This is a genomic window from Ruegeria sp. CH2, from assembly GCF_056537065.1.
The window spans coordinates 1-22,890 of the sequence record NZ_JBQFQV010000005.1; the positions used below are offsets into that span (position 1 = coordinate 1).

Annotated in this window: 24 protein-coding genes; 8 read left to right on the forward strand and 16 right to left on the reverse strand. The window is 54.0% G+C overall.

Translation table 11 applies throughout. The features are described from left to right. Nucleotides 1-99 precede the first annotated feature (99 nt). The 3 genes from ACR0M9_RS09115 to ACR0M9_RS09125 all read right to left on the reverse strand — a co-directional run bounded on the left by ACR0M9_RS09115 (nucleotide 100) and on the right by ACR0M9_RS09125 (nucleotide 3,419). Entirely contained in the window at nucleotides 100-1,062 is a 963-nt protein-coding gene (locus ACR0M9_RS09115; RefSeq protein ID WP_480773400.1) for a helix-turn-helix transcriptional regulator, read from the reverse strand. Between the two features lie 280 nt (nucleotides 1,063-1,342). Continuing rightward, nucleotides 1,343-2,467: a Hint domain-containing protein gene (locus ACR0M9_RS09120; RefSeq protein WP_480773401.1), complete on the reverse strand. Its 1,125-nt coding sequence runs from the start codon at nucleotides 2,465-2,467 to the stop codon at nucleotides 1,343-1,345. A 280-nt stretch (nucleotides 2,468-2,747) separates the two neighbouring features. Next, nucleotides 2,748-3,419, reverse strand: a complete 672-nt coding sequence (locus ACR0M9_RS09125; RefSeq protein WP_480546868.1) for a GntR family transcriptional regulator — start codon at nucleotides 3,417-3,419, stop codon at nucleotides 2,748-2,750. A gap of 117 nt (nucleotides 3,420-3,536) precedes the next feature. Here ACR0M9_RS09125 and ACR0M9_RS09130 point away from each other — a divergent pair, with 117 nt between their 5' ends. The 4 genes from ACR0M9_RS09130 (at nucleotide 3,537) to ACR0M9_RS09145 (ending at nucleotide 7,584) form a co-directional block, all read left to right on the forward strand. Then, nucleotides 3,537-4,535 (forward strand): TRAP transporter substrate-binding protein, encoded by a 999-nt coding sequence (locus ACR0M9_RS09130; protein ID WP_480519313.1) that lies wholly within the window; start codon nucleotides 3,537-3,539, stop codon nucleotides 4,533-4,535. A 78-nt stretch (nucleotides 4,536-4,613) separates the two neighbouring features. Continuing rightward, entirely contained in the window at nucleotides 4,614-5,099 is a 486-nt protein-coding gene (locus tag ACR0M9_RS09135; protein WP_480546866.1) for a TRAP transporter small permease, read from the forward strand. A 10-nt stretch (nucleotides 5,100-5,109) separates the two neighbouring features. Further along, nucleotides 5,110-6,393 carry a TRAP transporter large permease gene (locus ACR0M9_RS09140; protein WP_480519311.1) on the forward strand — a complete coding sequence of 428 codons (1,284 nt, stop codon included), beginning with the start codon at nucleotides 5,110-5,112 and terminating at the stop codon, nucleotides 6,391-6,393. Nucleotides 6,394-6,438: 45 nt separating this feature from the next. After that, complete coding sequence (locus ACR0M9_RS09145) at nucleotides 6,439-7,584, forward strand: alpha-hydroxy acid oxidase (protein ID WP_480519309.1); 1,146 nt, start codon at nucleotides 6,439-6,441, stop codon at nucleotides 7,582-7,584. 24 nt (nucleotides 7,585-7,608) lie between these two features. Here ACR0M9_RS09145 and ACR0M9_RS09150 read toward each other — a convergent pair whose 3' ends face one another. The 13 genes from ACR0M9_RS09150 to ACR0M9_RS09210 form a co-directional block, all read right to left on the reverse strand. Continuing rightward, entirely contained in the window at nucleotides 7,609-8,022 is a 414-nt protein-coding gene (locus ACR0M9_RS09150) for a methylglyoxal synthase (protein WP_480534696.1), read from the reverse strand. Next, complete coding sequence (locus ACR0M9_RS09155) at nucleotides 8,003-8,521, reverse strand: 2,4'-dihydroxyacetophenone dioxygenase family protein (protein ID WP_010437260.1); 519 nt, start codon at nucleotides 8,519-8,521, stop codon at nucleotides 8,003-8,005. The genes ACR0M9_RS09150 and ACR0M9_RS09155 overlap by 20 nt, the downstream gene beginning before the upstream one ends. Nucleotides 8,522-8,530: 9 nt before the next feature. Continuing rightward, nucleotides 8,531-9,232, reverse strand: coding sequence for an SDR family NAD(P)-dependent oxidoreductase (locus ACR0M9_RS09160; RefSeq protein WP_480773402.1), 702 nt, complete (start codon nucleotides 9,230-9,232; stop codon nucleotides 8,531-8,533). Further along, a complete protein-coding gene (locus tag ACR0M9_RS09165; protein WP_480546864.1) occupies nucleotides 9,229-9,855 on the reverse strand; it encodes a 2-dehydro-3-deoxy-6-phosphogalactonate aldolase in 627 nt (208 codons plus the stop codon). The genes ACR0M9_RS09160 and ACR0M9_RS09165 overlap by 4 nt, the downstream gene beginning before the upstream one ends. Continuing rightward, nucleotides 9,852-10,772, reverse strand: a complete 921-nt coding sequence (locus ACR0M9_RS09170) for a 2-dehydro-3-deoxygalactonokinase (protein ID WP_480546862.1) — start codon at nucleotides 10,770-10,772, stop codon at nucleotides 9,852-9,854. The genes ACR0M9_RS09165 and ACR0M9_RS09170 overlap by 4 nt, the downstream gene beginning before the upstream one ends. After that, nucleotides 10,753-11,442: an RraA family protein gene (locus tag ACR0M9_RS09175; protein WP_480546860.1), complete on the reverse strand. Its 690-nt coding sequence runs from the start codon at nucleotides 11,440-11,442 to the stop codon at nucleotides 10,753-10,755. The genes ACR0M9_RS09170 and ACR0M9_RS09175 overlap by 20 nt, the downstream gene beginning before the upstream one ends. 12 nt (nucleotides 11,443-11,454) lie before the next feature. Next, nucleotides 11,455-12,486, reverse strand: coding sequence for a C-terminal binding protein (locus ACR0M9_RS09180; RefSeq protein WP_480773403.1), 1,032 nt, complete (start codon nucleotides 12,484-12,486; stop codon nucleotides 11,455-11,457). After that, the gene (locus ACR0M9_RS09185) at nucleotides 12,479-12,973 is read right to left on the reverse strand and encodes a lactoylglutathione lyase family protein (RefSeq protein WP_108861949.1); all 495 of its coding nucleotides are present in this window, start codon (nucleotides 12,971-12,973) and stop codon (nucleotides 12,479-12,481) included. Before ACR0M9_RS09185 ends, ACR0M9_RS09180 begins: the two co-directional genes overlap by 8 nt. A 22-nt stretch (nucleotides 12,974-12,995) precedes the next feature. After that, nucleotides 12,996-13,784: an SDR family NAD(P)-dependent oxidoreductase gene (locus ACR0M9_RS09190; protein ID WP_480546856.1), complete on the reverse strand. Its 789-nt coding sequence runs from the start codon at nucleotides 13,782-13,784 to the stop codon at nucleotides 12,996-12,998. Between the two features lies 1 nt (nucleotide 13,785). Beyond that, the gene (locus ACR0M9_RS09195) at nucleotides 13,786-14,787 is read right to left on the reverse strand and encodes an ABC transporter permease (RefSeq protein ID WP_050606102.1); all 1,002 of its coding nucleotides are present in this window, start codon (nucleotides 14,785-14,787) and stop codon (nucleotides 13,786-13,788) included. After that, nucleotides 14,784-16,307: a sugar ABC transporter ATP-binding protein gene (locus ACR0M9_RS09200; RefSeq protein WP_480546854.1), complete on the reverse strand. Its 1,524-nt coding sequence runs from the start codon at nucleotides 16,305-16,307 to the stop codon at nucleotides 14,784-14,786. The genes ACR0M9_RS09195 and ACR0M9_RS09200 overlap by 4 nt, the downstream gene beginning before the upstream one ends. 85 nt (nucleotides 16,308-16,392) lie before the next feature. Continuing rightward, the gene (locus tag ACR0M9_RS09205) at nucleotides 16,393-17,427 is read right to left on the reverse strand and encodes a sugar ABC transporter substrate-binding protein (RefSeq protein WP_480546852.1); all 1,035 of its coding nucleotides are present in this window, start codon (nucleotides 17,425-17,427) and stop codon (nucleotides 16,393-16,395) included. Nucleotides 17,428-17,453: 26 nt separating this feature from the next. Next, on the reverse strand, nucleotides 17,454-18,323 hold the full coding sequence (locus ACR0M9_RS09210) for an SMP-30/gluconolactonase/LRE family protein (protein ID WP_480546850.1): 870 nt from the start codon (nucleotides 18,321-18,323) through the stop codon (nucleotides 17,454-17,456). A gap of 106 nt (nucleotides 18,324-18,429) precedes the next feature. Between ACR0M9_RS09210 and ACR0M9_RS09215 the strand changes: the two genes are divergently transcribed. From ACR0M9_RS09215 to ACR0M9_RS09230, 4 genes are all read left to right on the forward strand, one after another. Further along, nucleotides 18,430-19,101, forward strand: a complete 672-nt coding sequence (locus tag ACR0M9_RS09215) for a GntR family transcriptional regulator (RefSeq protein ID WP_480773404.1) — start codon at nucleotides 18,430-18,432, stop codon at nucleotides 19,099-19,101. 224 nt (nucleotides 19,102-19,325) lie between these two features. Beyond that, nucleotides 19,326-20,801, forward strand: a complete 1,476-nt coding sequence (locus ACR0M9_RS09220) for a sugar ABC transporter ATP-binding protein (protein WP_480773405.1) — start codon at nucleotides 19,326-19,328, stop codon at nucleotides 20,799-20,801. Nucleotides 20,802-20,803: 2 nt separating this feature from the next. Next, entirely contained in the window at nucleotides 20,804-21,790 is a 987-nt protein-coding gene (locus ACR0M9_RS09225; RefSeq protein WP_480519512.1) for an ABC transporter permease, read from the forward strand. Nucleotides 21,791-21,846: 56 nt separating this feature from the next. Next, complete coding sequence (locus ACR0M9_RS09230; protein ID WP_010437236.1) at nucleotides 21,847-22,842, forward strand: substrate-binding domain-containing protein; 996 nt, start codon at nucleotides 21,847-21,849, stop codon at nucleotides 22,840-22,842. Nucleotides 22,843-22,890: the final 48 nt, after the last annotated feature.

Below are 22,890 nucleotides of genomic sequence, written 5' to 3' on the forward strand. Positions count from 1 at the left end.
CGCACTTGGCATACCCGTCACCGTGTCCGTAGGATAAGTCCGTCCGGGGAAAGGGGAAGACCGCCCTTCAAGCCATTTGTGCAACAAAGCCATGCTGAGTCACAGTTGACGAGCAGAGATTTTTTGATTCTCGCGGGTTCCCAAAGCGCTTCTTAATTCCGTCGTTGAGATGCTAAAAACCTCTGACAACCTTTCTATAGTGGTTGGTTTGAAACCCTTCTGATTTCGTATTTGAAGCCCATCGCTAATTGACACTGCCCCGTGAACTGCTCCTCTCCAACGAACGATGCCACCCAGCGACACCCAGCTGTCCCTATCAGCAATCTCCAAGACAGGGTGTGCAAAGTATTCGGACCATTCCAGTACACCAAGAGCGACGGCACGTCCTGCAGCTTGCTCGATATTGTCAGCCATTAACTTCGTTAAAATTGAATCGCCCAACACCTTTATCGTACCAAGAGACACGCTAAAAAACGAGCTGATATCCGTAGGTGAGAATCCCCTTGCAAACATTCTGAGAACTTTCGTTTCGTTTTCCGAGAGTGGATCAACGGGCAATTTCAAGCGAGTGTCGATGGCATCCAACGCTAACAAATGAACCACTTGGGCTTTCCGGCGGAGTTCTGGAAGTATACTCTGAGCAAACCTCAGCCAATCTTCAGCCCTATGGTCGGCGGTTATAGAAAGCTGACCTCTAATTCCGAAGGGGCCAATAATGGGAATAGAAAAGCCAGACGCTCCAATTTCGAATTGAGCAGCTGCTTTGAAAAGGCCTTGATAGTCAGGTACATCTGAGTACTCGGACCAATCTGTTGGAGCGATTGTTTTTGCTCCCAGTATGGCGAGAGGATCAAGTTCCGCAAGGTTGTGCCCTATATAGTAATCGACCCATTTCTGGGGGTAAGTTGTAAATCCGTGCACAACCTTCTTGTTCTCATCGATATGTGCATATGAGGCATATCTTAAGGAGAATTTACGACAGATCCCACGCAAAAGTGTAATCCCATTCAGGTTTTGATCGAACTTAATTTCATCTGTGTGGGAGTTATCTGTAATTGTCATTCCAATGCTCAGGTAATCATATTGCAAAATAAGAACTGCTTTGCCTCATCTCGCACGGTCTATATCTGAACCCTGACGAGAATCGGGCCGATAACTTACATTAACGACAAGTATCGGATATGGATTGCTCACAGCGCCTGAGAAACACAGCGGCTAGGACCGCTTCTTCAGTATTCATTGTTGGTGGCCACTTGAGAGCTCTATCCCAAAGCACTAAGGATTTTGTATCGAGCTGAGACCAAATTTCACCATTTTCGCTAGAAAGCATAACTGGAATCCTTCAAGTGGCTCTAAAAAGCGGAACGGAGTTCTTCTTATGTCGGTTGATCAGGCGCTTAATACGCGAGCGAGCTGGTATTGGTCGAGCTGTTTTAAGCAAAAACTCCGGGAGCTCTAGCTCTGGAAAAATCGTCTTCAATTCTTGACGTGCCTGTTGATTTAGAGAGCATAGTGCCTGCGTCCCAAGATAAAGGCTTTCTGTCATCGCGCCTTCGGCGCAAACGATCTCGTGCTGATCAAAAACCAGATGAAAGTATTCCACGGCGTTCAGTGTTTCATCGACATAAATATCCGGAAGCTCGGTTAGAAGGATTGCCGGAACCAGAATTTCATGGGTATTGAACATACGCTTTGCGATCTTCGAGGAGATGACGATCCTATGCTGCCGTGAGATGAGAAGATCTCGTTCTGGCAGTCCGCCTCCCAATGCACCTGCCGAGATTCGAACAGGATATAACATTGGATTTTCGTGCAAGGTCCTAGTGCCGAAACGTCGACGCAAAATTTTCCGTAGCATACGAAGATCGCCGTCAACGTTAGGAATGAATTCACCTTCCTGTAGTTCTTCAATCTTCTTCACACCTACATGGGTGACAATTTTCGTCCCTCTCAGGAAGCAGATCGGACCGCCTTCTGTGACAGGTTCGAAAATAGGGTTGGGGTTTCCCTCTGTGAACTGAATAGAATATGTTGAAGCACCAGGACCAGTTGGAACGACAATATTGGTTGAAGTGGCGCCAGCGGCCAGCCCATTTGCTGCAGTGATATTTGTGGTTCCTCCGCCAATGTCGAAAAAATCGATGACTACGTCTGGATCGGAGCCAATGTTGGTCAAAGCGTAGGCTTCATAGTTTGAAGCGCCTCCGCCATTGGGATCAGTCAATTGTATGGGAAAGTTGTCTTCCGAGATCACATAGAATGTTCTACCGGTGTCTGGGTCAAAGGTAGCTACCACACCTGGATCGGCCAGATTGACTTCTACCCCCACAGTGCCGGTGTGTTGATAAAATGAGACTGTGAAATCTGCAGGATCCTCTCCCGCGCTCAATGCGACCTCAAGGAATTCGGAAACACCGGATGCACCGGCGTATGCGTTTGAGTAGTGTAGTTCGCTGATATACGCCATACAGAGCTTTCTCTAGCGGTATAGGACACATTCTTCGCGTGTAGCTTTGCCCGATGCTTCTTCTCTAGTTGACTATCAGGAGTATGTTGAACTTTGTGCCCCATACCTGCGTTTGCTTAATACAATTAGTATTGATAATTAAATCTTCCGCTGTTCGTCAATAGTTCAATTGGTAATCCAACGTGGTGTCAGCTTGTAGATATGCCGTTACTCGCGGGACACTTTCTTTAACTTCCCATTTTGGGGACTGTCCGTTATCCGGGGAAGATCACTGAGCCTCCTATGTTTGATTGACAACAACCAAATCGGAATAAGAACGCTCACCGCGAGTGATTTGACGTTTGAGGGTGTTCGTTGCTGCTATTACTTTACCCTCGCCCAATAGCGATGTGATCGCTTGATGTTCCTTGTAAGATTTCTTCGTTCGATTGGAACGCTTGGACAGATGTGTCCGCATAGTTTGGACGATATCACTGACTTTTTGATATCCATCCCGCAGGTAACTGTTTCCGCAGGACCTGAAAAACGCGTCGTGAAACTCTGCATCAAGTTCCAAGTACTGCTCGAATTCATCCGCTTCCTGCGCTTCCGACATCTTAGAAACAATTGTAGCCAGCTCATTGATCAGAACCGACGGGTTCTTTTCAAGCGCCTGCTCCAAAGCTGCAGATTCTAGGATGAGCCGATACTGGCAAAGCTGTACCACGTCCTCTTGAGAAAGAGAGAATACAAAGGCTCCTCGATGAGGAAATATCTGAACTAGCCCCTGAAGATTCAAAGCCGATAGCGCTTCGCGAATCGGAGTTTTGCTGATGCCCATGGCATTTGACAGCTTCACTTCCGGCAACGATTCACCCAATTGAAACGTGCCATTGATAATGCCTTTTCGGATGTGCTCTTCAGCAGTTTTACTCAACGAATCCGGGCGCTTAATCTGCAAAGTCTCGGTCATTTTCATTTCGTCCTATTTCGTCTCTTTAACACAATAGCACATGTAAGCTTGATTTCTATATTATATCTGATATCTCAGATAATAGATCGAAAATAACTAAATCCGTGGGAGGATACCTTGTTCAAGAAATCAACATTGGCGCTTGGCCTCGTCATGTCAGCCGGGCTTGCTTTTGCAGCATCCGCTGAAACAGTCATTAAGGTTGGGCATGGCGCAGCAGAAGCGTTTCATATGCATCGCGCGCTACTGAAATTTGAAGAACTGGTCGAAGCTGGCTCGAATGGTGAGATCGACGTACAGATATTCCCTTCGTCGCAGATGGGCCCTGATCGCGAAATGATCGAAGGTGTTCAAACCGGCGTTCTGGAAATGGCCATTCCTCCTTCCTCTTTCTTCGCGGGCTGGGATCCGGCTTTTGCAGTAATTGAACTGCCCTACATGTATTCCTCCAAGGACATCGCCTTTGATGTTCTTGACGGTGATGCTGGTGACGGCATGCTTGCACGGGTCGAAAACCAGGGATTGGTCGGTCTTGGCTGGCTTGAATTGGGTGTACGCAATGTGACCAACAATGTTCGCCCGGTTGCAACCCCCGCAGATCTCGAGGGTGTCAAGCTACGTACCATGAAGGTTCCGGCGCATGTGGCGACATTCGAAACGCTCGGGGCCAACCCGACGCCAATGAACTTTGGTGAGGTCTATTCTGCTCTCCAGCAAGGCGTGATCGACGGCCAGGAAAACCCACTGGCGATCATTACCTCACAGCGTTTCTACGAGGTTCAGAAATACCTTTCGACCACCGGCCATGTCTTTGCGGTCTATATGCCCGTCATCTCCAAACCGTTCTTTGACTCGCTGTCCGCAGAGCATCAGCAACTGGTCCGGGACTCGATGGCCGCCGCACGTGAATATCAGGCTGAACTGGTCGCGAGCGAAGATGCGGAACAACTGGAACAGATTCGTGCTGCTGGTGTCGAGGTTCTGGAACTGACTGCAGAGCAGCGACAGGCCTTTGCCGACAAAACCGAAAGCGTCCGTCTGCAGTATCGCGACGAGGTTGGCGCCGAAGCCTATGACGACTGGGTAGCAGCGGTTTCCGCAGCGAGCGGAAGCTGACCCTCGGACTACTCAGCCAATACGGGCACCCGTGCCATTAAGGTTCGGGTGCCCCTTTCGTTCAAGGGGAGGTGAACGGTGTCGGTTATCAAATGGATCGATATGAATGCCGAAAAGGTCTTAGCCAGTGCACTTTTGGCCGCGATTGTCTTGTTGATCTTTGGCAATGTGTTCATGCGCTACATTCTGAATGCCTCTCTTTCATGGGGCGAAGAGCTAACGCTTTGGCTGTTTGTATGGTTTGTCTGGCTTGGTGTCAGCTATGCATTCCACACAGGCGATCATGTGCGTATCACGGTCCTGCGTGATGTCCTAAGCGAGCGCGCAAGGCTTTACGCGGATGTTGTGATCGCGCTTCTTGTCCTTGGATTTCTAATCGTTCTGACAATTGAATGCATCAAACTTATCCGACAGCCTTTTGTCGCCAGCCAGACTTCGGTCGTTTTGGGACTACCGATTCCGATCCTTTATGCTTCGGCGCCGATTGGCGCGGGCCTGTCCGCGATCCGCGTCACTCAACATCTGATCCGAACCCTGCGTCTGATCGCAGGGACCAAAACGTGAGAAGCCCTGCATGCTTGCAACAACGCTTTTCCTGACGCTCTTTGCCCTGTTGCTCTTCAGCGTGCCTATTGGCATCTGTCTGGGCTTGGCCACTATGATCGTGATGGTCTTTGTAGATGGCACGCCACCCATGGTTCTTCTGGCACGGTCGGTGGTAACAGGCGCGGACTCGTTTCCTCTAATTGCCGTCCCTCTGTTCATATTGGCAGGAGACCTTATGCAGCACGGCGGAATGTCTCGCCGACTGGTTGGGTTTGCCAATGCACTGATCGGTCATATCCGGGGTGGGTTGGCTTATGTGAACGTGCTCGCCTGTGTGTTTTTTGCCGCCATATCCGGCTCGTCTCCTGCAACTGTAGCCGCCATCGGGTCGAACATGATCCCCGAGATGGAAAAGGTCGGCTATACACGCAAGTTCAGCGGCGCATTGACGGCATCCTCAGGAATGATCGGCGTTATGATACCGCCAAGTATTCCCTTCATCATCTATGGTGTTACTGCCGAGGTTTCGATCGGCAAACTGTTTCTTGCAGGTGTTGTTCCTGGCATCCTTTTTGCCCTCATGTTCATGTTGGTCGCTCGTGTTCTGCTGCGAAAGGACGAGGTTGTTCAGCAATCGACAACCACGTTCTCAGGCCCTGGCGTCTGGCAGAGTTTCCGGTCTTCCATCTGGGCGCTTCTCGTGCCCGTGATTATTCTTGGGGGTATCTATAGCGGCATCTTTACCCCAACCGAAGCCGGTGCCGTGGCCGTAGTCTATGCCGCTTTCATCGGCATCTTCGTGTATGGCGACATCACCCTCAAGGACCTGCCAGAGGTTTTGGCGGGCAGTGCAAAGACCAGCGGGACGATTCTGATATTGGTGATCATGGCGACCGCCTTTGGCAGGTTGATCACGCTCGCAAGAATCCCGACAGAACTCGCAACAACTATCACCAGTCTGTCCGACAACCCCATCATCATCCTGTTGCTGATCAATCTGCTGTTGTTGGTGATCGGAATGTTCATGGAGACGATTTCGTCGATCATCATCATGACACCGATCCTGCTGCCGGTTGCAACCGCGCTGGGTGTCGATCCGATCGTTTTTGGTGTCATCTTGACGGTCAACCTGGCGATTGGGTTCTGCACACCGCCATTGGGTGTGAACCTGTTCGTGGCCAGCAGCATTTCCAAGGTTTCCATCGAAAGCCTGAGCCGGGCGATCCTACCATTCTTTGTCGGCATGCTGATCTTGTTGATGTTCATCACCTATGTGCCCGCAATTTCCTTGGCCTTGCCATTCCTTTGGTGACCGACTGAGGAGCTTCAAACGTTAGACAACGAACAGAGGACCCGGATGGATCTGGATCTTTCCCACCCGTCGATAGAAGACCTTCGAAAAACCGCACAAAAGCGCATTCCGAAGTTTGCCTTCGAATATCTCGACAGCGCGACCGGCCGGGAGCTGGGGTTGAAGGTCAACCGTGATGCACTTGATGCCATCGGTTTCATGCCGCGTGTGCTATGCGGCCGAACAAAGGCCGACCTGCAGACTACATTGATGGGTCAAAAATACGATCTGCCTTTCGGGATAGCACCGGTAGGCATGTCCGGCCTGATGTGGGCGGGAGCTGAGCGGATGCTTGCTAAAGCAGCAGTTGCTCACAACATTCCGTTTTCGTTGTCCAGTGTGGCTGTTGCTTCACCTGAAGATGTGGCGCCTCATATTGGCAAAAACGGATGGTTTCAGCACTACCCGGTGAACTCCGGCGATCTGCGCCGCGCGATGCTGCCGAGGATTAAGGCAGCGGGATTTCATACGCTGATTATCACGGTGGACGTTCCAGAAGAGAGTCGGCGCGAACGACAGCGCCGCGCCAATCTGACGGTGCCTCCAAAAGCTGACCTGCGCACGCTGACTGAAATGGCATCACGACCCGCCTGGTGCCTTGCACATCTGCGCGAGGGCATCATGCCACGTATGCGGTTCTTTGACGATTACGTCCCGACCCGCGGGCGAGAAAGCTTTACCCATGCAGGCGCTCTGATCCGTGGGATTCCAGATTGGGACTACCTGCGCGAACTGCGGCGGGAATGGGAGGGTCATCTGATCGTCAAGGGTGTCCTGCGGCCGGAGGACGCGCAAAAAATGGTGGCCGAAGGCGTGGATTGCATCTGGGTCTCAAACCACTCCGGGCGTCAATTCGAAGCCGGGCCCGCCGTGATTGACCAACTTCCGAACATCCGAGAGGCAGTAGGAACAAATGTGCCACTGATCTACGACTCTGGCGTTGCCTGGGGATTGGACATCATGCGCGCACTGGCCAAAGGTGCAGATTTCGTCATGGTCGGACGCGCCTTTCAATATGCCGTTGCAGCGTTCGGAGCACGAGGGATCGACCATCTCGTTCACATCCTGAAAGCTGACATTGAGGCCAACATGAGCCAGCTTGGCAGCGAAAACCTCGGCAGTCTGGCAGAGCACCTTCTGAGAACTGGCTGATCGGCGCTTGCGGCGCGTGGCGTATCACGCAGACGCGTTGTCATCCTCGTCAATCAGCCCCTTGACGATCAGATCCGCGGTTGAGCGCGAACATGCCATTGGCAGATCATATACCGTTGCGAGACGGGTCAGAGCCTTAACGTCGACGTCATGTGGCATGGGTGAGAGAGGGTCGACAAAGAAAATCAGTGCATCCAATTTCTCTTCGCAGATCATGGCGCCGATCTGTTGGTCGCCTCCGAGTGGTCCGCTTTTCAGGCAGGTCACATCCAGTTCTGGATAGGCTTGCTTAATGCGACTACCGGTAGTCCCAGTCGAAAAGATTTGTACTCTGGACAGGCGGGCCAATTGCAGACCCACCCATTCAACGATTTCGTCCTTTCGCGCATCATGCGCTACAAGCGCGAAACGCGGCGCATCACCGGATGAATTGTTCAACGTAATCTTCTCCAAGACCGACTTCCCCGAAATGTTTTCGGCACAGATCAATCTTGGTAAAGACATCTTCGTAGCCAGTGACCTTGCCCCACGGATCAACATAGCACATCACGCCATTGACCTGGAAATAGGTGACCATCTCTTCAACATCGTCGGGAACGACCAAAGTATGAGTCTCACCCGGCGGCTCAAAGACATATCCCCCCTCTTCCGCAACCCAATCATGTTCCAGATAATGCCAACGCCCTTTCAGGACAAAACCGTGGACTGGCTGTGGATGGCGGTGCCGCGAAAGAACACCAGCTTTGCGCACTTTGAGAAGGTTCATCCAATAACCTTGCGAGCGGTTCAAGCAGAGCGGTCGGAACCAGACGTTCTCTGCCTGCGGAACCCATAGCCTGTCGTCTTCGCTCATGGCATTCGGGATCACGATCTCGTCTTGCGCATCCTTGGGAAACGGCAACTGATATGGCATTCGGGCGGTGTCATCGTCATTCATTGATTTTCCTCACATAGCGAGATAGCCGCCATCGACCGGATAGATTGATCCGGTCACAAAGCTGGCGTTTTCACTCAAAAGCCATTGCACAAGCGCACCGACTTCTTCGGGTTTCCCCCAGCGTTTCATAGGCGTACGCGCCATGATCCCCGCTGTTCTTTCAGGGTCTTCCCGAAGGCCCTGGGTCATCTCTGTCTCAATCCAACCCGGCGCGATGGCATTGACCCGGATACCGTCTTCGGCCCAGCGACCTGCGAGCGCCTTGGTCAACTGTGCCACGCCGCCCTTAGAAGCGGAATACGCCGGAATCAAAGGCCCACCAAAGGTACTGAGCATAGAGGCGGTGTTGACGATGGCCCCACTCACTTCAGCCAACAATGGATGCGCGGCAAGACAGCAGCGCATGGTGCCTGTCAGATTCACATCGAGCACCTTGGCGAAGACGTCGATGTCATATTCTTCGCCACGCAAAAGAATACCTGCGCAGTTCACCAAGGCATCGAGACCCGTGAGTTCGCCGAATACATCATTGATGGACGTCTGGTCGGTGACATCCAAGAGCTGCACCTTTAACCCGTCCTGAGGCTCGAATGCATCCAATTCGGATTGGGAGGCGGATGCGGCAATGACGGACCAACCTGCGTCTGCCAACGACCGTGCAACACCCGCACCAATCCCTCGCGTTCCGCCCGTTACAAGGGCCTGTTTCATCCAAGTTCCTCCAATACACTGGTGAAGGCGCGCGCGCGCCTGCCGATATCATCCAATGTATAGCTCGGTTTGAACAGTGCGGATCCCAGCCCATATCCATCTACACCCGCGGCATGATACGGCGCCATCGTATCCGGCGTTATGCCCCCTACCGCAGCGACGACTGCATCTGCAGGCAATACGGCGCGCATGGCAGAAATGGCAGCTGGCGGCACCATTTCCGCCGGAAAGAATTTGAGGACCGATGCGCCGATATCCAACGCCGTAAAGGCCTCGGAGGGGGTCATGACTCCTGGACACCAATAAAGATCCCGAGCGACAGCCGCGCGCCCGACGTCCGGGTTCATATTGGGCGACACGATGATACGCCCGCCTGCATCAGCAACCGCCGCGACCTGATCCACAGTCAACACTGTGCCAGCGCCGACGATGGTCTGAGCGCCATGTTTCACGGCGATCTGCCCTATCGATTCCAGCGGGTCCGGTGAGTTGAGCGGCACTTCGATTATCCGAAACCCGGCATCGAAGAGTACATCAGACACCGGGCGCGCATTTTCTGGTGCTAGCCCCCGCAAAATCGCAATCAGCGGGTTCTCGGCAAGAGCTGCGGTGAGGTCATTCATCCAACCAACCCCGCAGCGCGAGCAATCAGAAAATGCCCTTTCGCAACGATATCATCTGGCGCGCGACGGCTGTCGAAACCAGCAGTTCGAAGCGCTATTTCGTATCGGTCGGACAAGTCGCTGCGTCCAACAACAGTGATCGTGCCGACGTCTTCTAATTCGCCGGTCGCGGCAGCAACCTCGGTCCCGATCAACAAGCCCGACAAGTAGTCGGCCGTGGCAACCTTTGGGATTTTGCCCATGAGAGGAAGCGTCCGAACATGAAACAGGCTGTGCAGCAGGTTCGACTCACCACTGAGGCCCACCTTGACGCCCATCACGTATGCGTCTTCGCTGAAAGCGTCCACCTTCATCAAGGTGCCAAGGATTGTGTGTTCTTTCAGCGCCGAAAAGATCTCACCTGTCATGTAGGTCGAGAAATCCTGGATCGTCCCATCTGCAACGTGAACCCATTTGCTGTGCGTTCCCGGCATCACGAACATGCCTTCGCTCAAGCCTAGCGAAGATGCTCCGATGATCTGGGTTTCCTCACCGCGCATTACGTCCGGTCCTCCGGCATGTTCTGTCGAAGCGCCTGTCACAAAATGAATTCGCGCTCCGTTGGCCGCTTCGTGAGGGACCAACGCCCGTGCAAGACCGTCGGCACCCAGCGGCATTTCTGCATACTGCGTTTCTACCCAGCCATTGCGGCTGGTGATCATGCCAGATGCCAGGATCGGCAGGTTAGCCTTGGCGACCCAAGGGCCGATGAGACGATCAAGGGCCGCCTCAAAGGATTGTCCCGCAACCTGCATGATACCTTCAGGTGACGAGACCCCATCGATCACCTCGCCCTCCGTGCCAATAAGAAAAGCACGGAGCGATGAAGTGCCCCAATCTACGCCGATCAGCGCTGGCTCAGATGCGACCGAATTCATTTAGCAGATCCTCAACGGTTTTGCCTTGGGCCACCCATTTACGGGTTTCCTCCTCACGGTCAGCTTGCTCTTGAGCAAGGCGCACGGTTTCTTCGGCAATTTCCTGTGGAACCACGACGACGCCCATCAGATCAGCTACAATGAAATCTCCGGGGTTTACCACGACGCCCCCACAGGCGATTGGCACATTGATCGAAAGTTCGTCTTTACGTTCCGAGAACATCGTGTGCGTTCCGCGCGGCGTGATCGCGCGCGTCCAGATTGGCCAGTTGATGTCTTCCAACTCATCTGTGTCACGCCCAGTGCCATCTACGATCATACCCCGAATGCCGCGGTTCTTGGCCAGGCCACCCATTAAACCGCCGCAGACTGACGTTTGACGATCACCACCCGCGTCCACAACGATCACGTCCCCGGGTTGTCCCATTTCAAGCGCTCGCAATGGGTCGACCAGATCACCTTTTGAAAGCTGAACCGTCACGGCCTGGCCTGTCACCTTGGCGCGGAAAGCGGGCTTGATGGCGCTGTCCATCACGCCTGTTCGGTACTGCACATCCGCAAAAATGGCAGCAGCAGAGTACGCCTCCAACACCTTGTCGAATTTTTGGAGAAGTTCCGGGTTTCTTTTAAAATCATTGAAAACCCTAAGGGCTGTGCTGACGTCTGGCATTCTTGTCTCCTGTTATGCGGTAGATACTGCCAATGCGTCGGCATTGACTGTGTAGTCGGGTTTTTGTCCTGTCAGGACCTTGGCCACTTGCGTAGCCGCGGTAACCCGCGCTGCGTGTATTGATTCCTCGGAATAATAGGCGGCATGTGGTGTTACGAGGACGTTGGGCAGTGTGAACAACGGGTTATCATCAGGCGTCCAGTTGGCGCGCTTGGCCGGCTCTTCTTCGGGGTCGTCGAGCCCTGCAGCGGCCAAATGGCCTTCGGTCAGCGCCCGGAACAGGGCTTTGTTGTCGACCGTTGGTCCGCGTCCAGTGTTCACAAGTATCGCGCCGGGTTTCATGACCGAGAATTCGGCATCCGACAAAAAGTGATGCGTGTTCGGCGTCATCGGCGCCTGCATCAGGATATAGTCGGACCTTGCCAGCAATTCGGCCTTGCTCACCAGCTCGACCCCAATCTTCGCGGCAACTTCTCTTGGCAAATACGGGTCGTAAGCGATGACCGTAACTCCGAAAGATTGCGCCCGCGCAACGATGGCTTGCCCGATTTTACCCAGCGAAACGACACCCATCGTCCGCCCGCGCAACCGGTAGACCGGCTGCCCGCTTTGCCATTGCCAGACCCCTGCATGAGTGGCTCGATCATAGTCGGGCAACTTGCGCGCCAGGGTCAGCCAAAGGGCAATCGCGTGATCGGCGACTTCCTCGGTGCAATAGTTTTGCACATTGGTGACGAGAATGCCCTTTTCCGTCGCCGTGCCGACATCCACGATATCTACGCCTACGCCATAACGCGCGATGACCTCGCAGTTCCGCATCCGCGTAATCGTTTCTTTCCCGATCCGGGCATATTGGTTCATCATCGCTGCGCAATGCGGCGCGACATCGAACAGGTCTTCCTGGCGCTTGGCCTGAAGCGCAATCACCTCGGCTCCCGCGGCTTCCAGGATTTCCGTCTCAACGGCAACATCACCAAAGTCGTAATCGGTTATCACGACCTTGGGTTTGTCCGTTCTGGGGGAAAAGTCGGCGCGATCAGTCATAAGCACCCGCCGAATAGGTCAATTCGTACGAGTGGCTGTAGAGCTCGAAGATGTTGCCAAACGGGTCTTCCATATAGACCATGCGATAGGGCTTTTCACCTGGGTAATACTTGCGCACTTGGCTCATGCGCTGGCGCCCGCCCAGGTCTTCGATAACCTTGATGCGGCCTTCCAGATCCTCGTCCTGTACGCAGAAATGAAACAAGCCACGCCGCCAATATTCAAACGGGCGTTCTTCTTCGACGGTCTTTGGGAACTCAAACAATTCGATGCCAACACCGTCGCCCATCGACAAATGCGCGATGCGGAAGCTTCCCCAGCCTTCCCCAAATACATCGTCGCACATCTGACCGATGGCGCTTTCGTCATGCAGGATTTCAGTTGGTTCCATCAGCACGTACAGGCCGAATGCCTTGGAATAAAACTCCACAGCTTTTTCCAGGTCGGGAACTGTGATGCCAATGTGAGAGAAAGTAAGAGCGGCCATAGCAGGCTCCTCCAGTTAGCAGTTAAAGAATATTGCGAACGATGCCGCCTTCGATCCGGTGCGCAGAACCATTGGAGGCTGTGCTTGCTGAGATCGTGACGATCATGCGGGCGACTTCGTCTGGTTGGACAAAGCGCTGTATGAGCGATGTGGGCTCATCTGATTTGAAGTAATTGTCGACGATCGTTTCGAGCGGCTCACCCTTCTGATTGGCGAGGCCGTCAAAATAGGCCTCGACACCTTCGGTCCAGGTTGGACCAGGCAGGATCGAGTTAACCCGGACTTTTGTCCCCTTTGTCAATTCTGCCATGCCACGTGTCAGACCTAACATGGCAGTTTTAGTGACAGAATAATGCACCATCTGAGGTAGTGGTTTCACTGCCGCTTCGCTGGCCATGTTGATGATGGATCCCTTATCCCGGCCGAGCATGTCAGGCAGGAAAATCCGGCTCATCCGAACGGCGGACAGGACATTGATGTTGAAGTAATGCATCCAGTCGTCATCCGTGAGATCCTCGAACGGTTTGACCGAAAAGATGCCAACATTATTCACAAGAACGTCCACCGCACCGCGCGCACGAGCAAACTCTGCCAGAGTTTCCGCATCAGTGGTTTTGGTTAAGTCGGCCGCAATGCCTTCGACCTTGCCCAGAGATGACAGGTCGTCGACGCAGTCGGACACTTCCGCCTCGGTCAGGCCATGCACGATGACCCGCGCGCCTTCTTCCAGGTAGACCCGGGCAGTGGCTTTGCCGATGCCGGAACCAGAGCCAGTCACCAGGACCAGTTTATTCTTGAGCCCCAGATCCATCTCAGGCCTCCTTCTTAACGTTAGATGACTGCTGCGATGAAGGGCGGCCGAACATTCGACCCATCAAGCCCGAAATTTCCGCGCGCCACATGTCTATGCCAACGGCCAACAGAATGATCAGGCCCAACACGATGTTCTGAACCGAAGATGGCGCAGCGTTTAGGTTCAAACCATTCTGGACGATAACGATTGTCATCGCCCCCATCAGCGTGGCGAGGATGTTGCCGCGTCCGCCTGCAAGGCTGGCCCCGCCGACAACAGCAGCGGCAATGGCTTGCAGTTCCAGCGTCTGGCCATAGTTGGGCGAACCAGAGTTGAGGCGCGCTGACATCAGGATCGCACCAACCGCAGTCATAAAACCCGCGATGACAAATGTCGTCGTCTGAACTTTACGTACGTTAATACCCGTCAGAACGGCAGCGGCTGGGTTACCACCCACGGCATAGATCTCACGGCCGAGTTTCGTGAAGTTCATAGTGAACGCGGCAAGGACGTAGAAGAACACGAGGTAGAAGAAAGGCATCGGAACGCCGAACAGCTTGCCGTAAAAAATTGGCTCCAGCGCCGGATCCAGCGAAAAGATCGGCGATCCATTGTTAAAGGTCAGGGCAAGGCCCCTGAAGGCAATCAACGCCGCCAGTGTTGTGATGAAAGACGGGATACGCCCATAGGCTGTTATCAGCCCAATGAACAGACCAAGCAATCCGCCCATGAGGAGAATGAGTGGCAACGCCAGAACCAGTGGAATGCCAACAAATTTCAACATTTGCGCAAGGATCATGGTCAGCAAAGCCACCATAGACCCGGAACTCAGATCGATGCCCGCAGCAAAGATCACGATAGTAGACCCGATTGCGATCAAGGCCACGATGCTTACCTGTAGGGACAGGTTTGAAAGGTTACCCGGGTTCAGGAAGCGTTCGGTCGTAAGTGCCACGATCAGTGCGACGATCACCATTGCTGCAAATGGTCCGATCAACTGGGTGTCAAAGATCCGCTTCATGCGAAAGCCTCCTTAGGCTTGGATTGAGGAGTGTCGGCGGACGCGCGCACAAGATCGTCATGAGTAAGGTCGGATGCATCGACCGTGCGCACTATCGTTCCGTGCTGCACGACGGCAATCCGATCGCTCATCGCAAGCAACTCATCATGGTCTGAACTGATCAGAATGATCGATTTTCCCGCCCGCGTGAGCCTGTTAATCAGCTTGTAAACAGCGATCTTGGCGCCGATATCGATCCCCTGCGTCGGCTCATCAAGGATCAGGATGTCCGAGGCTGAAAAAAGCCAGCGTGCGATCACAATCTTCTGCTGATTACCACCAGACAAGAAGTTGACTGTCTTTTCCTCGGCCTGGGTCGAGATTTCCAGATCGCGGATCAGGTCATGGGTGGCCTGCTCTTCCGCCTTGAGATTCAACACGCCGAACCGGCTTAGTCCGCCAAGGGACGCTGCGGTGACGTTTCCGCTTGCGCGGAAATTGAAGAACAACCCGTCAAACTTACGGTTCTCCGGAACAAGAGCCAATCCGGCACGGATCGCATCGATTTCCCGGCGGAAGCGAACCGGTTTGCCGTTCAGTTTTATCTGTCCACCCGTCAGCTCGTCTGTCCCGAACAGGGCGCGAGCGATTTCTGTACGGCCACTGCCCAATACACCACCCAAGCCCAGAACTTCACCCCGGTGCAACGAAAACGATACATCTTTCACGCCCAAATTGGTGGCCAGTCCGGCCGCCTCCAGCACGATATCCTTGGTCGCATTCTGCTCCTTGGGATAATGCTCACCAATGTCCTCACCGACCATGGCGCTGACAATCTCAGAGACGTTGATCTTGGTCTCGCCACTTGCTCGCACAACACAGCCGTTGCGCAAGATCGTCACTTCATCAACGATCCGTTCAACCTCATCCAGCCTGTGCGACACATAAAGAATAGCGGTGCCGCGCTCGCGCATATTGCGCAGTAGCTGGTGCAGGCGCTCAATTTCATCTTCACCCAATGCCGCCGTCGGCTCATCCAGGATGATCATGCGAGCTTCCATCGCGATTGCTTTCGCGATCTCAACCAACTGTTGTTCACCAACCGAAAGCGTGCCTGTGATGGTGTCGGGTGAAACATCAACATCCATTTCCGCCAAAACGCGCGCGGCTTCGTTGTGAACCTTGGTCCAGTCGATCACACCAAATCGGGACCGAGGCATATTGCCAAGGAAGATGTTTTCGCCAACTGACAAGGTGGGCACGATCGAGAATTCCTGAAAAACCGTTGCAATACCCAGTTCACGTGCCGCCTGCGGGTCGCTGATCGTGACCGGCTTGCCATTGTGCAGGATTTGACCGCTATCGGGTTGCTGCACGCCGGACAGTGTCTTGATCATCGTCGACTTGCCACAGCCGTTTTCACCCAACAGCCCATGAATGGAACCGGGCATAAGCCGAATGCAGACCTTGTCATTCGCCAAAACCCCGGGATAGGCCTTGGTGATATCGACAAATTCCCAAAGTGGCGTTGCGGGTGTCATTGCGATTGCCTCGACAAAACTAAAACTCGGTTGAATTGCGACCCGGCAGCACGCGCACGCGCCACCGGGAAGCGGAGAGAAAAGTTCAGTACTCTTTGGACGGCTGCGGGAAGAGCTTTTCTGGCTCTTGCAGCACGCTGATCGCACCGTCTTTGTCTTCAATTGATGTAGGCGTTTCGATCCAGCCGCCGGGATATGTTCCGTTGAGGGCATCAATAGTTGCGTACATGGCCGCTTTACCCATCAGGAATGGTGAGGTGTTGACGGTTGCCGTGATGTTGCCGGCTGCGATCTCTTCAAGGCCAGACGTGTCACCATCATTGCCCAAAAGAACGATGTCATTGCGGCCGAGTGCTTTCGCAGCAAATGATGCCCCAATGATCATGTAGTCATTCGCCGCAAAGATCATGTCGAGATCGGGATTCGACTGCAGGATATCCATACCGGCAGTGTTGCCGCCTTCAACGTTCCATTTACCGTCAATTGAGACCACAACGTCGAAGTTATCGTTGCCTTCGATACCGTCGAGGAAGCCACCTACACGCTCGGTCGAGTGATAGCCAGGCTGACCTTCGATGATGCCGACCTTTAATGGTTGATCGCCGTATTTCTCGATAGCCCAATCCGCGATGGCATGTGTGCCGTTGCGCTGAGAATATCCGACAACGCCATGAATGGGTGTCGGGAAGTTCGGGATGTCCGAGTTGATCATCAGAACTGCCATGCCCTTGTCGACGGCCTGCTTCAGCAGTGGTGCCGCAGCAAATTCATCGTGTGTTCCAAAGATTATCGCATCCACGTCCTGCGTCAGCACATCCTGGATCATGCCCATTTGGCCGTTGATGTCCGCACCGGACTGGGGCGCAAGCATGAACACTTCGACCCCGGCCTCAGCAGCAACCGCTTTGATGCCTTCACCGATGGCGATGTAATAGTTGAACTCTGTCGCCGGCGGCATATACGCGACCCGGAACGTTTCGTTCTTGGGCTCTATCGCATCGATTGGCGCTTGTGCCCCGTCCTCAAGTGGAACCGGCGCTGGATAATTTTCCGCCAGAGCGACCGTTGCCAGCGTTGCGAACCCCGCGGCAAGCGTAGTGGTCATTAGCGTTTTCAACATAGTTTTCTCCTCCAGAATTTCGTTGGTTATCCTTTGAACGGCGCGTCGATCACGCCACGAACGCCGGGTTTCACAGCAAAGAGGCCGCCAGATTCCGGTTCTTTTGTTAAAGCTGCTTCGTCACTCATCAGCCTTGAGGTCGTGATGAACAGCGTGTCGAGATCAGGGCCACCAAAAGCGCAACAGGTGGGCTTCCAGACCGGCACCTCGACCACGCGATCTATCGTGCCGTCAGGTGCGACGCGAACAACGCGATGGCCTTCCCATTCGGCGTTCCAGACGCCCCCTTCGGCATCGACACAGGACCCATCAGGCAAGCCAGGCTCATCATTGAAAGAAGCGTGCTGCCGACGTTTCGAAACGGTTCCACTGCGGGTGTCGTAATCAAATGCGACGATTTCCCGATCCGGGGTATCCGCGAAGAACATCGTCTCACCGTCGGACGTAAAGCAAGTCGAATTGGCGCAAGACACTCCTTCGATGATTGTCTGTACACTCAAATCTGTATCGACGCAGATGACCGACGAGTCGGCCTTGCCAGAAACTTCGTTCATGCCTCCAACAATCAATCGCCCCTCGCGATCGGTTCGCCCGTCGTTCAGCCGTGTCTCCGGATTGTTCGGCTCGAATCGCGTCACGAGGGTTTCCTCGCTATTGGGCGAATCGAACAATACAACCCGATCCGCATAAGCAACGATCAGACCGCCAGACGCACGCGGCGCGAAGCAACACACGCGTTCCGGCATCTCATGAGATGCTGATTCTGAGGTCGCAGGATCAAAGGACCAAAGCGCACAGCCCTCAATATCGGTCCACCAGACAAGACCATCGGTGGGATTCCAGAAAATCCCCTCTCCGTGCTGGTTCCTACAATCGACGACCAACTCTGCGCGCACTTTTTGATCTCCTTAGCATATTCTGATATCTGATATACCAGCTTGCCTAATCTGGTGTATCAGATATCTTGCGTCTGGCAACACCTTTTTTTGGAGATATCATCAGATGGCGCTTGAGAGACCCAAATCGTTGCGCGAACTCGCACTGGAACATTTGCGGAATAGCATTATCAATGGCTCCCTGAAGATGGGTCAGGTTTTGTCAGAGCGAAAAATCTCCGAAGAGCTGGGCGTATCGAAATCGCCAGTCCGCGAAGCACTCGCTCAATTACGTGACGAAGGGTTGGTCAGTATCGAACCTCAAAAAGGTGCGCGCGTGTTTTCGCTGTCTGAGCCGGAAGTGACCCAGATCTGCGACTTCAGACAGGCCATCGAAACTGCCGCCTTTGAACTTGCGTTGTTGCGGAACCCGGAAGGTCTTGCCGACGAGATGCAGCGTGTTGTGACGGACATGGAAAAGGAACGCAGTCGAGGTAATGAAAAGGGCTACCTTTCACTGGATACCACGTTTCATCAGTTGATTTTTGAACATGCCGGTAACGATTACCTGACGGCCAGCTATACACGCTATATTGGTAAGATTGCGGCGTTGCGAACTCATTTGGCGAAGCTGCCGCATCATACTGAACTCTCCTTTGATGAGCATGCGAAAATCTCTATTGCCGTTCGCGAAGGCGACATGGCCAAAATCAAATCTCTTCTCACAGCGCATATTGACCGCACCAGACAAGCCTACAAAAGCGCCGCCATCGTCCTCGAAGGTGCGACCGCATCCTAGCAAAAACGTAGCTTCGTTGTGACGGGGGCGGGCCAGAACGGCGCCGCCCCTTTCTTTTGGGCACCTCCCGGTCCTTTCTTTTCAGTTGACATCTGAGATATCAGATGCCAATCAAAAGGCGGGAGGAAGCTTGTATGACGCCAGCAATGAAACCTGACTCACCGGGGCAACAGCCACTGATCCAGCTGGACCGGGTTGGCAAAAGCTTCGGCACGAACATTGTTTTGGATGGCGTCGACTTTGAATTGAGGCCCGGCGAAGTTCACGCACTTTGTGGGGAAAACGGCGCCGGAAAATCCACTTGTCTCGGCCTGTTTTATGGACTTCACCAACCTTCAGCTGGGCGTATCCTGTGCGACGGCAAGGAACAGCGAGTCGAAAGCCCATCGCACGCGCAATCCCTGGGCATCGGCTGTGTTTTTCAAGAACTCAGCCTCGCTGGCGCGCTCTCTGTTGCGGAAAACATCTACGCGGGGCGCGTACCCACCCGGTTTGGCGTAGTTGACTGGCCTGAACTGCGCCGCCGTGCGGAGGCGTTACTGGCGGAATTCGGTCTGGATATCGACGTCTCAACACCCGTGGAAAACTTGCCAATAAGCTCCCGCCAGATTGTTGAAATCGCCAAGGCGCTGTCGTTGAATTCCCGCGTCCTTTTGCTGGATGAACCGACATCGGCATTGGCACCCGACGAAGTAGACGCACTATTCGAAGTCCTAAAGTCCCTGACAAAGAAAGGGATTGGCATCGTCTATGTCAGCCACCATATGGCCGAGATTTTCCAGATCTCGGATCGCATTACCGTTTTGCGAGATGGGCGCCACATCAGCACTTTACCGGTTTCGGAAACTTCTCAGGAACAAGTCGTTGCCGAGATGATCGGCGGCGCTCACCCCGGTGATGTCACGCGGTCAGGCAAGATTAACGGCGAAGAGGTTTTGCATGTCCAACACCTAACCCATCCAGGTGAATTCGAAGACATTTCCTTCTCCATTAAAGCCGGAGAGATTGTAGGCATGGCGGGGTTGATGGGCGCTCGCCGCAGCGAGATTGTTCGATCGATTGTCGGGCTGATGCATGGCGCGACCGGGGAGATCAGACTTCACGGCAAGCCTGTTAACTTTGCGTCCTTGCGGCAGGCGATGCGTGCTGGGGTCGGGTTTGTTCCCGAAGAACGCAAGACTGAAGGCCTCTTTCTGGAACAATCACTCAGCGACAACCTGATCGCGGCCAGTCTTTCCGATCATGCGTCTGCTGGGTTCATGCGTTCGGGCTCGATCAAAGCAGCCAGCCAAACAGCCATTGACGCCTTCAGTGTCAAAACCAGCGGGATTAACGAACTTGTTGGTGATCTCTCAGGGGGCAATCAGCAAAAGATTATGTTGGCCAAGTGGCTCAAGCGCGCGCCAGCTCTTCTGATCATTGAGGAGCCCACAAAAGGGGTCGATGTCGGAGCCAAATTCCAAATCCACACGGAACTTTTGCGTCGAGCAGCCGAGGGCATGGCCATCCTCGTCGTGTCATCCGATTTTCCCGAACTTGTTTCTCTCTCAACCCGCATCCTTGTCGTCCACGACGGTCGCCTCATGGGAGACATCGCAGCCGCTGAGGCAACCGAAACCACGCTTCTTCAAATGGCCGCCGGAAATTCCGTTCCAATTGTGGACGCACCCCAAACCAATCAATCAGGAGTCGCGACGTGACCATGACCGCTCAAGCCAACTTGCCCATGAAGCGTCCGCTGCTGCGCCGTGTTTTGCAAGCTTTTGTCGATATTCGTGAACTGACTCTGATCGTTCTGATCGCCGCCATCATCATCGTGATGTCCAACGTCAATCCCTATTTCCTCAGCTTCTCGAACTTTCGAGCCGTGGCCGTGGGTATGGCCCCCACCGCGATCATCGTGATCGGTATGGCGATCCTACTTGCATCCGGCGGGTTCGATCTTTCCGTTGGATCGGTTATGGCCTTGTCTTCTACCGTCGTAGCCATGCTGCTTTTGACCGGCATGCCAATTCCGCTCGCTGTTGTATGCGGATTGGTGCTGGGTGGAATTGTCGGCGTAGTGAACGGTTTGCTGGTGACCGGCCTCGGGATCAATCCGCTTATCGCAACCCTCGGCACGATGTCGATTGCGCGAGGCATCGCTCTTGTCCTGACGGAAGGTTTCTCTGTCTCAAGCCTGCCGGCATCATTTGCCTGGATCGGTAAAGCTGAAATAGGCGGCTTTCCGGTAATCGTCTTGTTCACCATTCTGCTCGTCGTCCTGTTTGACCTGGCCGTCCGCCATACACGCTTTTTCCGTCAGGTCTATTTCATCGGCGCCAATGAAAAGGCCGCGATGTTGTCAGGCATCCATGTCACACGCGTGCGTATCATTCTGTACGCACTGACCGGTATTCTGGCTGCTTTGGCGGGTGTATTGCTGGCCTCCCGCCTGATGAGCGGTACGCCCACGGCAGGCAACGGTATCGAACTTCAGGTTCTGGCGGCTGCGGTCATCGGTGGCGCATCCCTACGCGGCGGCGAAGGTACTATTCTCGGTGCTTTCCTCGGCGTCGTTTTTGTCGCGTTGATCAACAACACTATGACGATGCTGGCCGTATCGATCTACTGGCAGATGATCGTCATCGGCGGTGTGCTCGTTACAGCGGTGGCCTTGGACATGCTGATCCGAAGCAAACGGGGCTAATCCATAAGCTTTCCAAAACCCAACAACAACCAAAGATCCAAAACAGGGAGACTACGATGACTGAATTGAATGTGAATCGGCGCAGGCTGCTGACAGCGGGTACCACCGCTGGATTGGCCGCAGCGTTCGGACTGCCCATGCTGTCCAAAGAAGCCATGGCACAAGCGGCCGGCAAAGAGTATGTGTTCCTGTCCATCGTAACGCAGGTGCCGTTCTGGGTGGACTATCGCAATGCGATGGAAGACCTTGAAGAGCTAATGGGCATCAAGGCCACATTCACCGGCCCGTTGGATTTCGACACGGCCGCACAAGCACGCCAATTGGATGAACTGATCGCAAGACGTCCCGCAGGCATCCTTATCTTCCCCGGTGATCCGGCCACTCTGGCTCCCGGCGTCGAACGTGCGGTCGAGGCGGGCATTCCGGTCACATGTTGTATTGGCGATATTCCCGACAGTCCCCGGTCCACATTCCTTGGTATCAACGGCGTTCAGGCAGGACGTGTCGGCGGTGAAATGCTCGCACAAGCGATTGGCGGGAAAGGCAAGGTTATCCTCGGCACTTTCCCTGCCCCCTCCACATTGGAGCGGGTCGAGGGGTACAAACAAATCTTTGCTGAGAAATACCCAGATATCGAGGTCGTCGACGTCGTCAACGATAAGGCCGACCCGTCCTATGCGCCGACAGCCTACCTTCAGGCAATTCAGGCGAACCCGGATATTGTTGGCATTGGCGGCACGGACGGCGACAGCGGCAAAGGCGCGGCAATTGCCGTCAATGAGGCAGGACGCAAGGACATCAAGATCGTCGCGATGGACCGAAATGATGATATGCTTCCCTATATCGAAGACGGCACAATTCACGGCGCTGTGGCTCAGAAATCCTATCTGGAGATCTTTCTCGCCTTCCACATGATGCATTGGCAGAACACTGATGCGCTGAAGGTCTTGCCCGATTGGAAGGCGGCTGGCATCAATCCTCTACCCGAGCGCGTTGAAACCGGGGTTATGCCGATTACTGCCGAGAACGTCGTCCAGTTCAAGCACACCTAAGGGATTGTCCCGGCGCATTCGATCGCGCCGGGAAACCGATAGGAGGGG

Excerpts from the sequence above, each read along its gene's own strand:
- ACR0M9_RS09115 (WP_480773400.1), bottom strand. The coding sequence starts at position 1,062 with ATGACAATTACAGATAACTCCCACACAGATGAAATTAAGTTCGATCAA.
- ACR0M9_RS09120 (WP_480773401.1), bottom strand. The coding sequence starts at position 2,467 with ATGGCGTATATCAGCGAACTACACTACTCAAACGCATACGCCGGTGCA.
- ACR0M9_RS09125 (WP_480546868.1), bottom strand. The coding sequence starts at position 3,419 with ATGACCGAGACTTTGCAGATTAAGCGCCCGGATTCGTTGAGTAAAACT.
- ACR0M9_RS09140 (WP_480519311.1), top strand. The coding sequence starts at position 5,110 with ATGCTTGCAACAACGCTTTTCCTGACGCTCTTTGCCCTGTTGCTCTTC.
- ACR0M9_RS09145 (WP_480519309.1), top strand. The coding sequence starts at position 6,439 with ATGGATCTGGATCTTTCCCACCCGTCGATAGAAGACCTTCGAAAAACC.
- ACR0M9_RS09155 (WP_010437260.1), bottom strand. The coding sequence starts at position 8,521 with ATGAATGACGATGACACCGCCCGAATGCCATATCAGTTGCCGTTTCCC.
- ACR0M9_RS09160 (WP_480773402.1), bottom strand. The coding sequence starts at position 9,232 with ATGAAACAGGCCCTTGTAACGGGCGGAACGCGAGGGATTGGTGCGGGT.
- ACR0M9_RS09165 (WP_480546864.1), bottom strand. The coding sequence starts at position 9,855 with ATGAATGACCTCACCGCAGCTCTTGCCGAGAACCCGCTGATTGCGATT.
- ACR0M9_RS09170 (WP_480546862.1), bottom strand. The coding sequence starts at position 10,772 with ATGAATTCGGTCGCATCTGAGCCAGCGCTGATCGGCGTAGATTGGGGC.
- ACR0M9_RS09175 (WP_480546860.1), bottom strand. The coding sequence starts at position 11,442 with ATGCCAGACGTCAGCACAGCCCTTAGGGTTTTCAATGATTTTAAAAGA.
- ACR0M9_RS09180 (WP_480773403.1), bottom strand. The coding sequence starts at position 12,486 with ATGACTGATCGCGCCGACTTTTCCCCCAGAACGGACAAACCCAAGGTC.
- ACR0M9_RS09185 (WP_108861949.1), bottom strand. The coding sequence starts at position 12,973 with ATGGCCGCTCTTACTTTCTCTCACATTGGCATCACAGTTCCCGACCTG.
- ACR0M9_RS09190 (WP_480546856.1), bottom strand. The coding sequence starts at position 13,784 with ATGGATCTGGGGCTCAAGAATAAACTGGTCCTGGTGACTGGCTCTGGT.
- ACR0M9_RS09195 (WP_050606102.1), bottom strand. The coding sequence starts at position 14,787 with ATGAAGCGGATCTTTGACACCCAGTTGATCGGACCATTTGCAGCAATG.
- ACR0M9_RS09200 (WP_480546854.1), bottom strand. The coding sequence starts at position 16,307 with ATGACACCCGCAACGCCACTTTGGGAATTTGTCGATATCACCAAGGCC.
- ACR0M9_RS09205 (WP_480546852.1), bottom strand. The coding sequence starts at position 17,427 with ATGTTGAAAACGCTAATGACCACTACGCTTGCCGCGGGGTTCGCAACG.
- ACR0M9_RS09215 (WP_480773404.1), top strand. The coding sequence starts at position 18,430 with ATGGCGCTTGAGAGACCCAAATCGTTGCGCGAACTCGCACTGGAACAT.
- ACR0M9_RS09225 (WP_480519512.1), top strand. The coding sequence starts at position 20,804 with ATGACCGCTCAAGCCAACTTGCCCATGAAGCGTCCGCTGCTGCGCCGT.
- ACR0M9_RS09230 (WP_010437236.1), top strand. The coding sequence starts at position 21,847 with ATGACTGAATTGAATGTGAATCGGCGCAGGCTGCTGACAGCGGGTACC.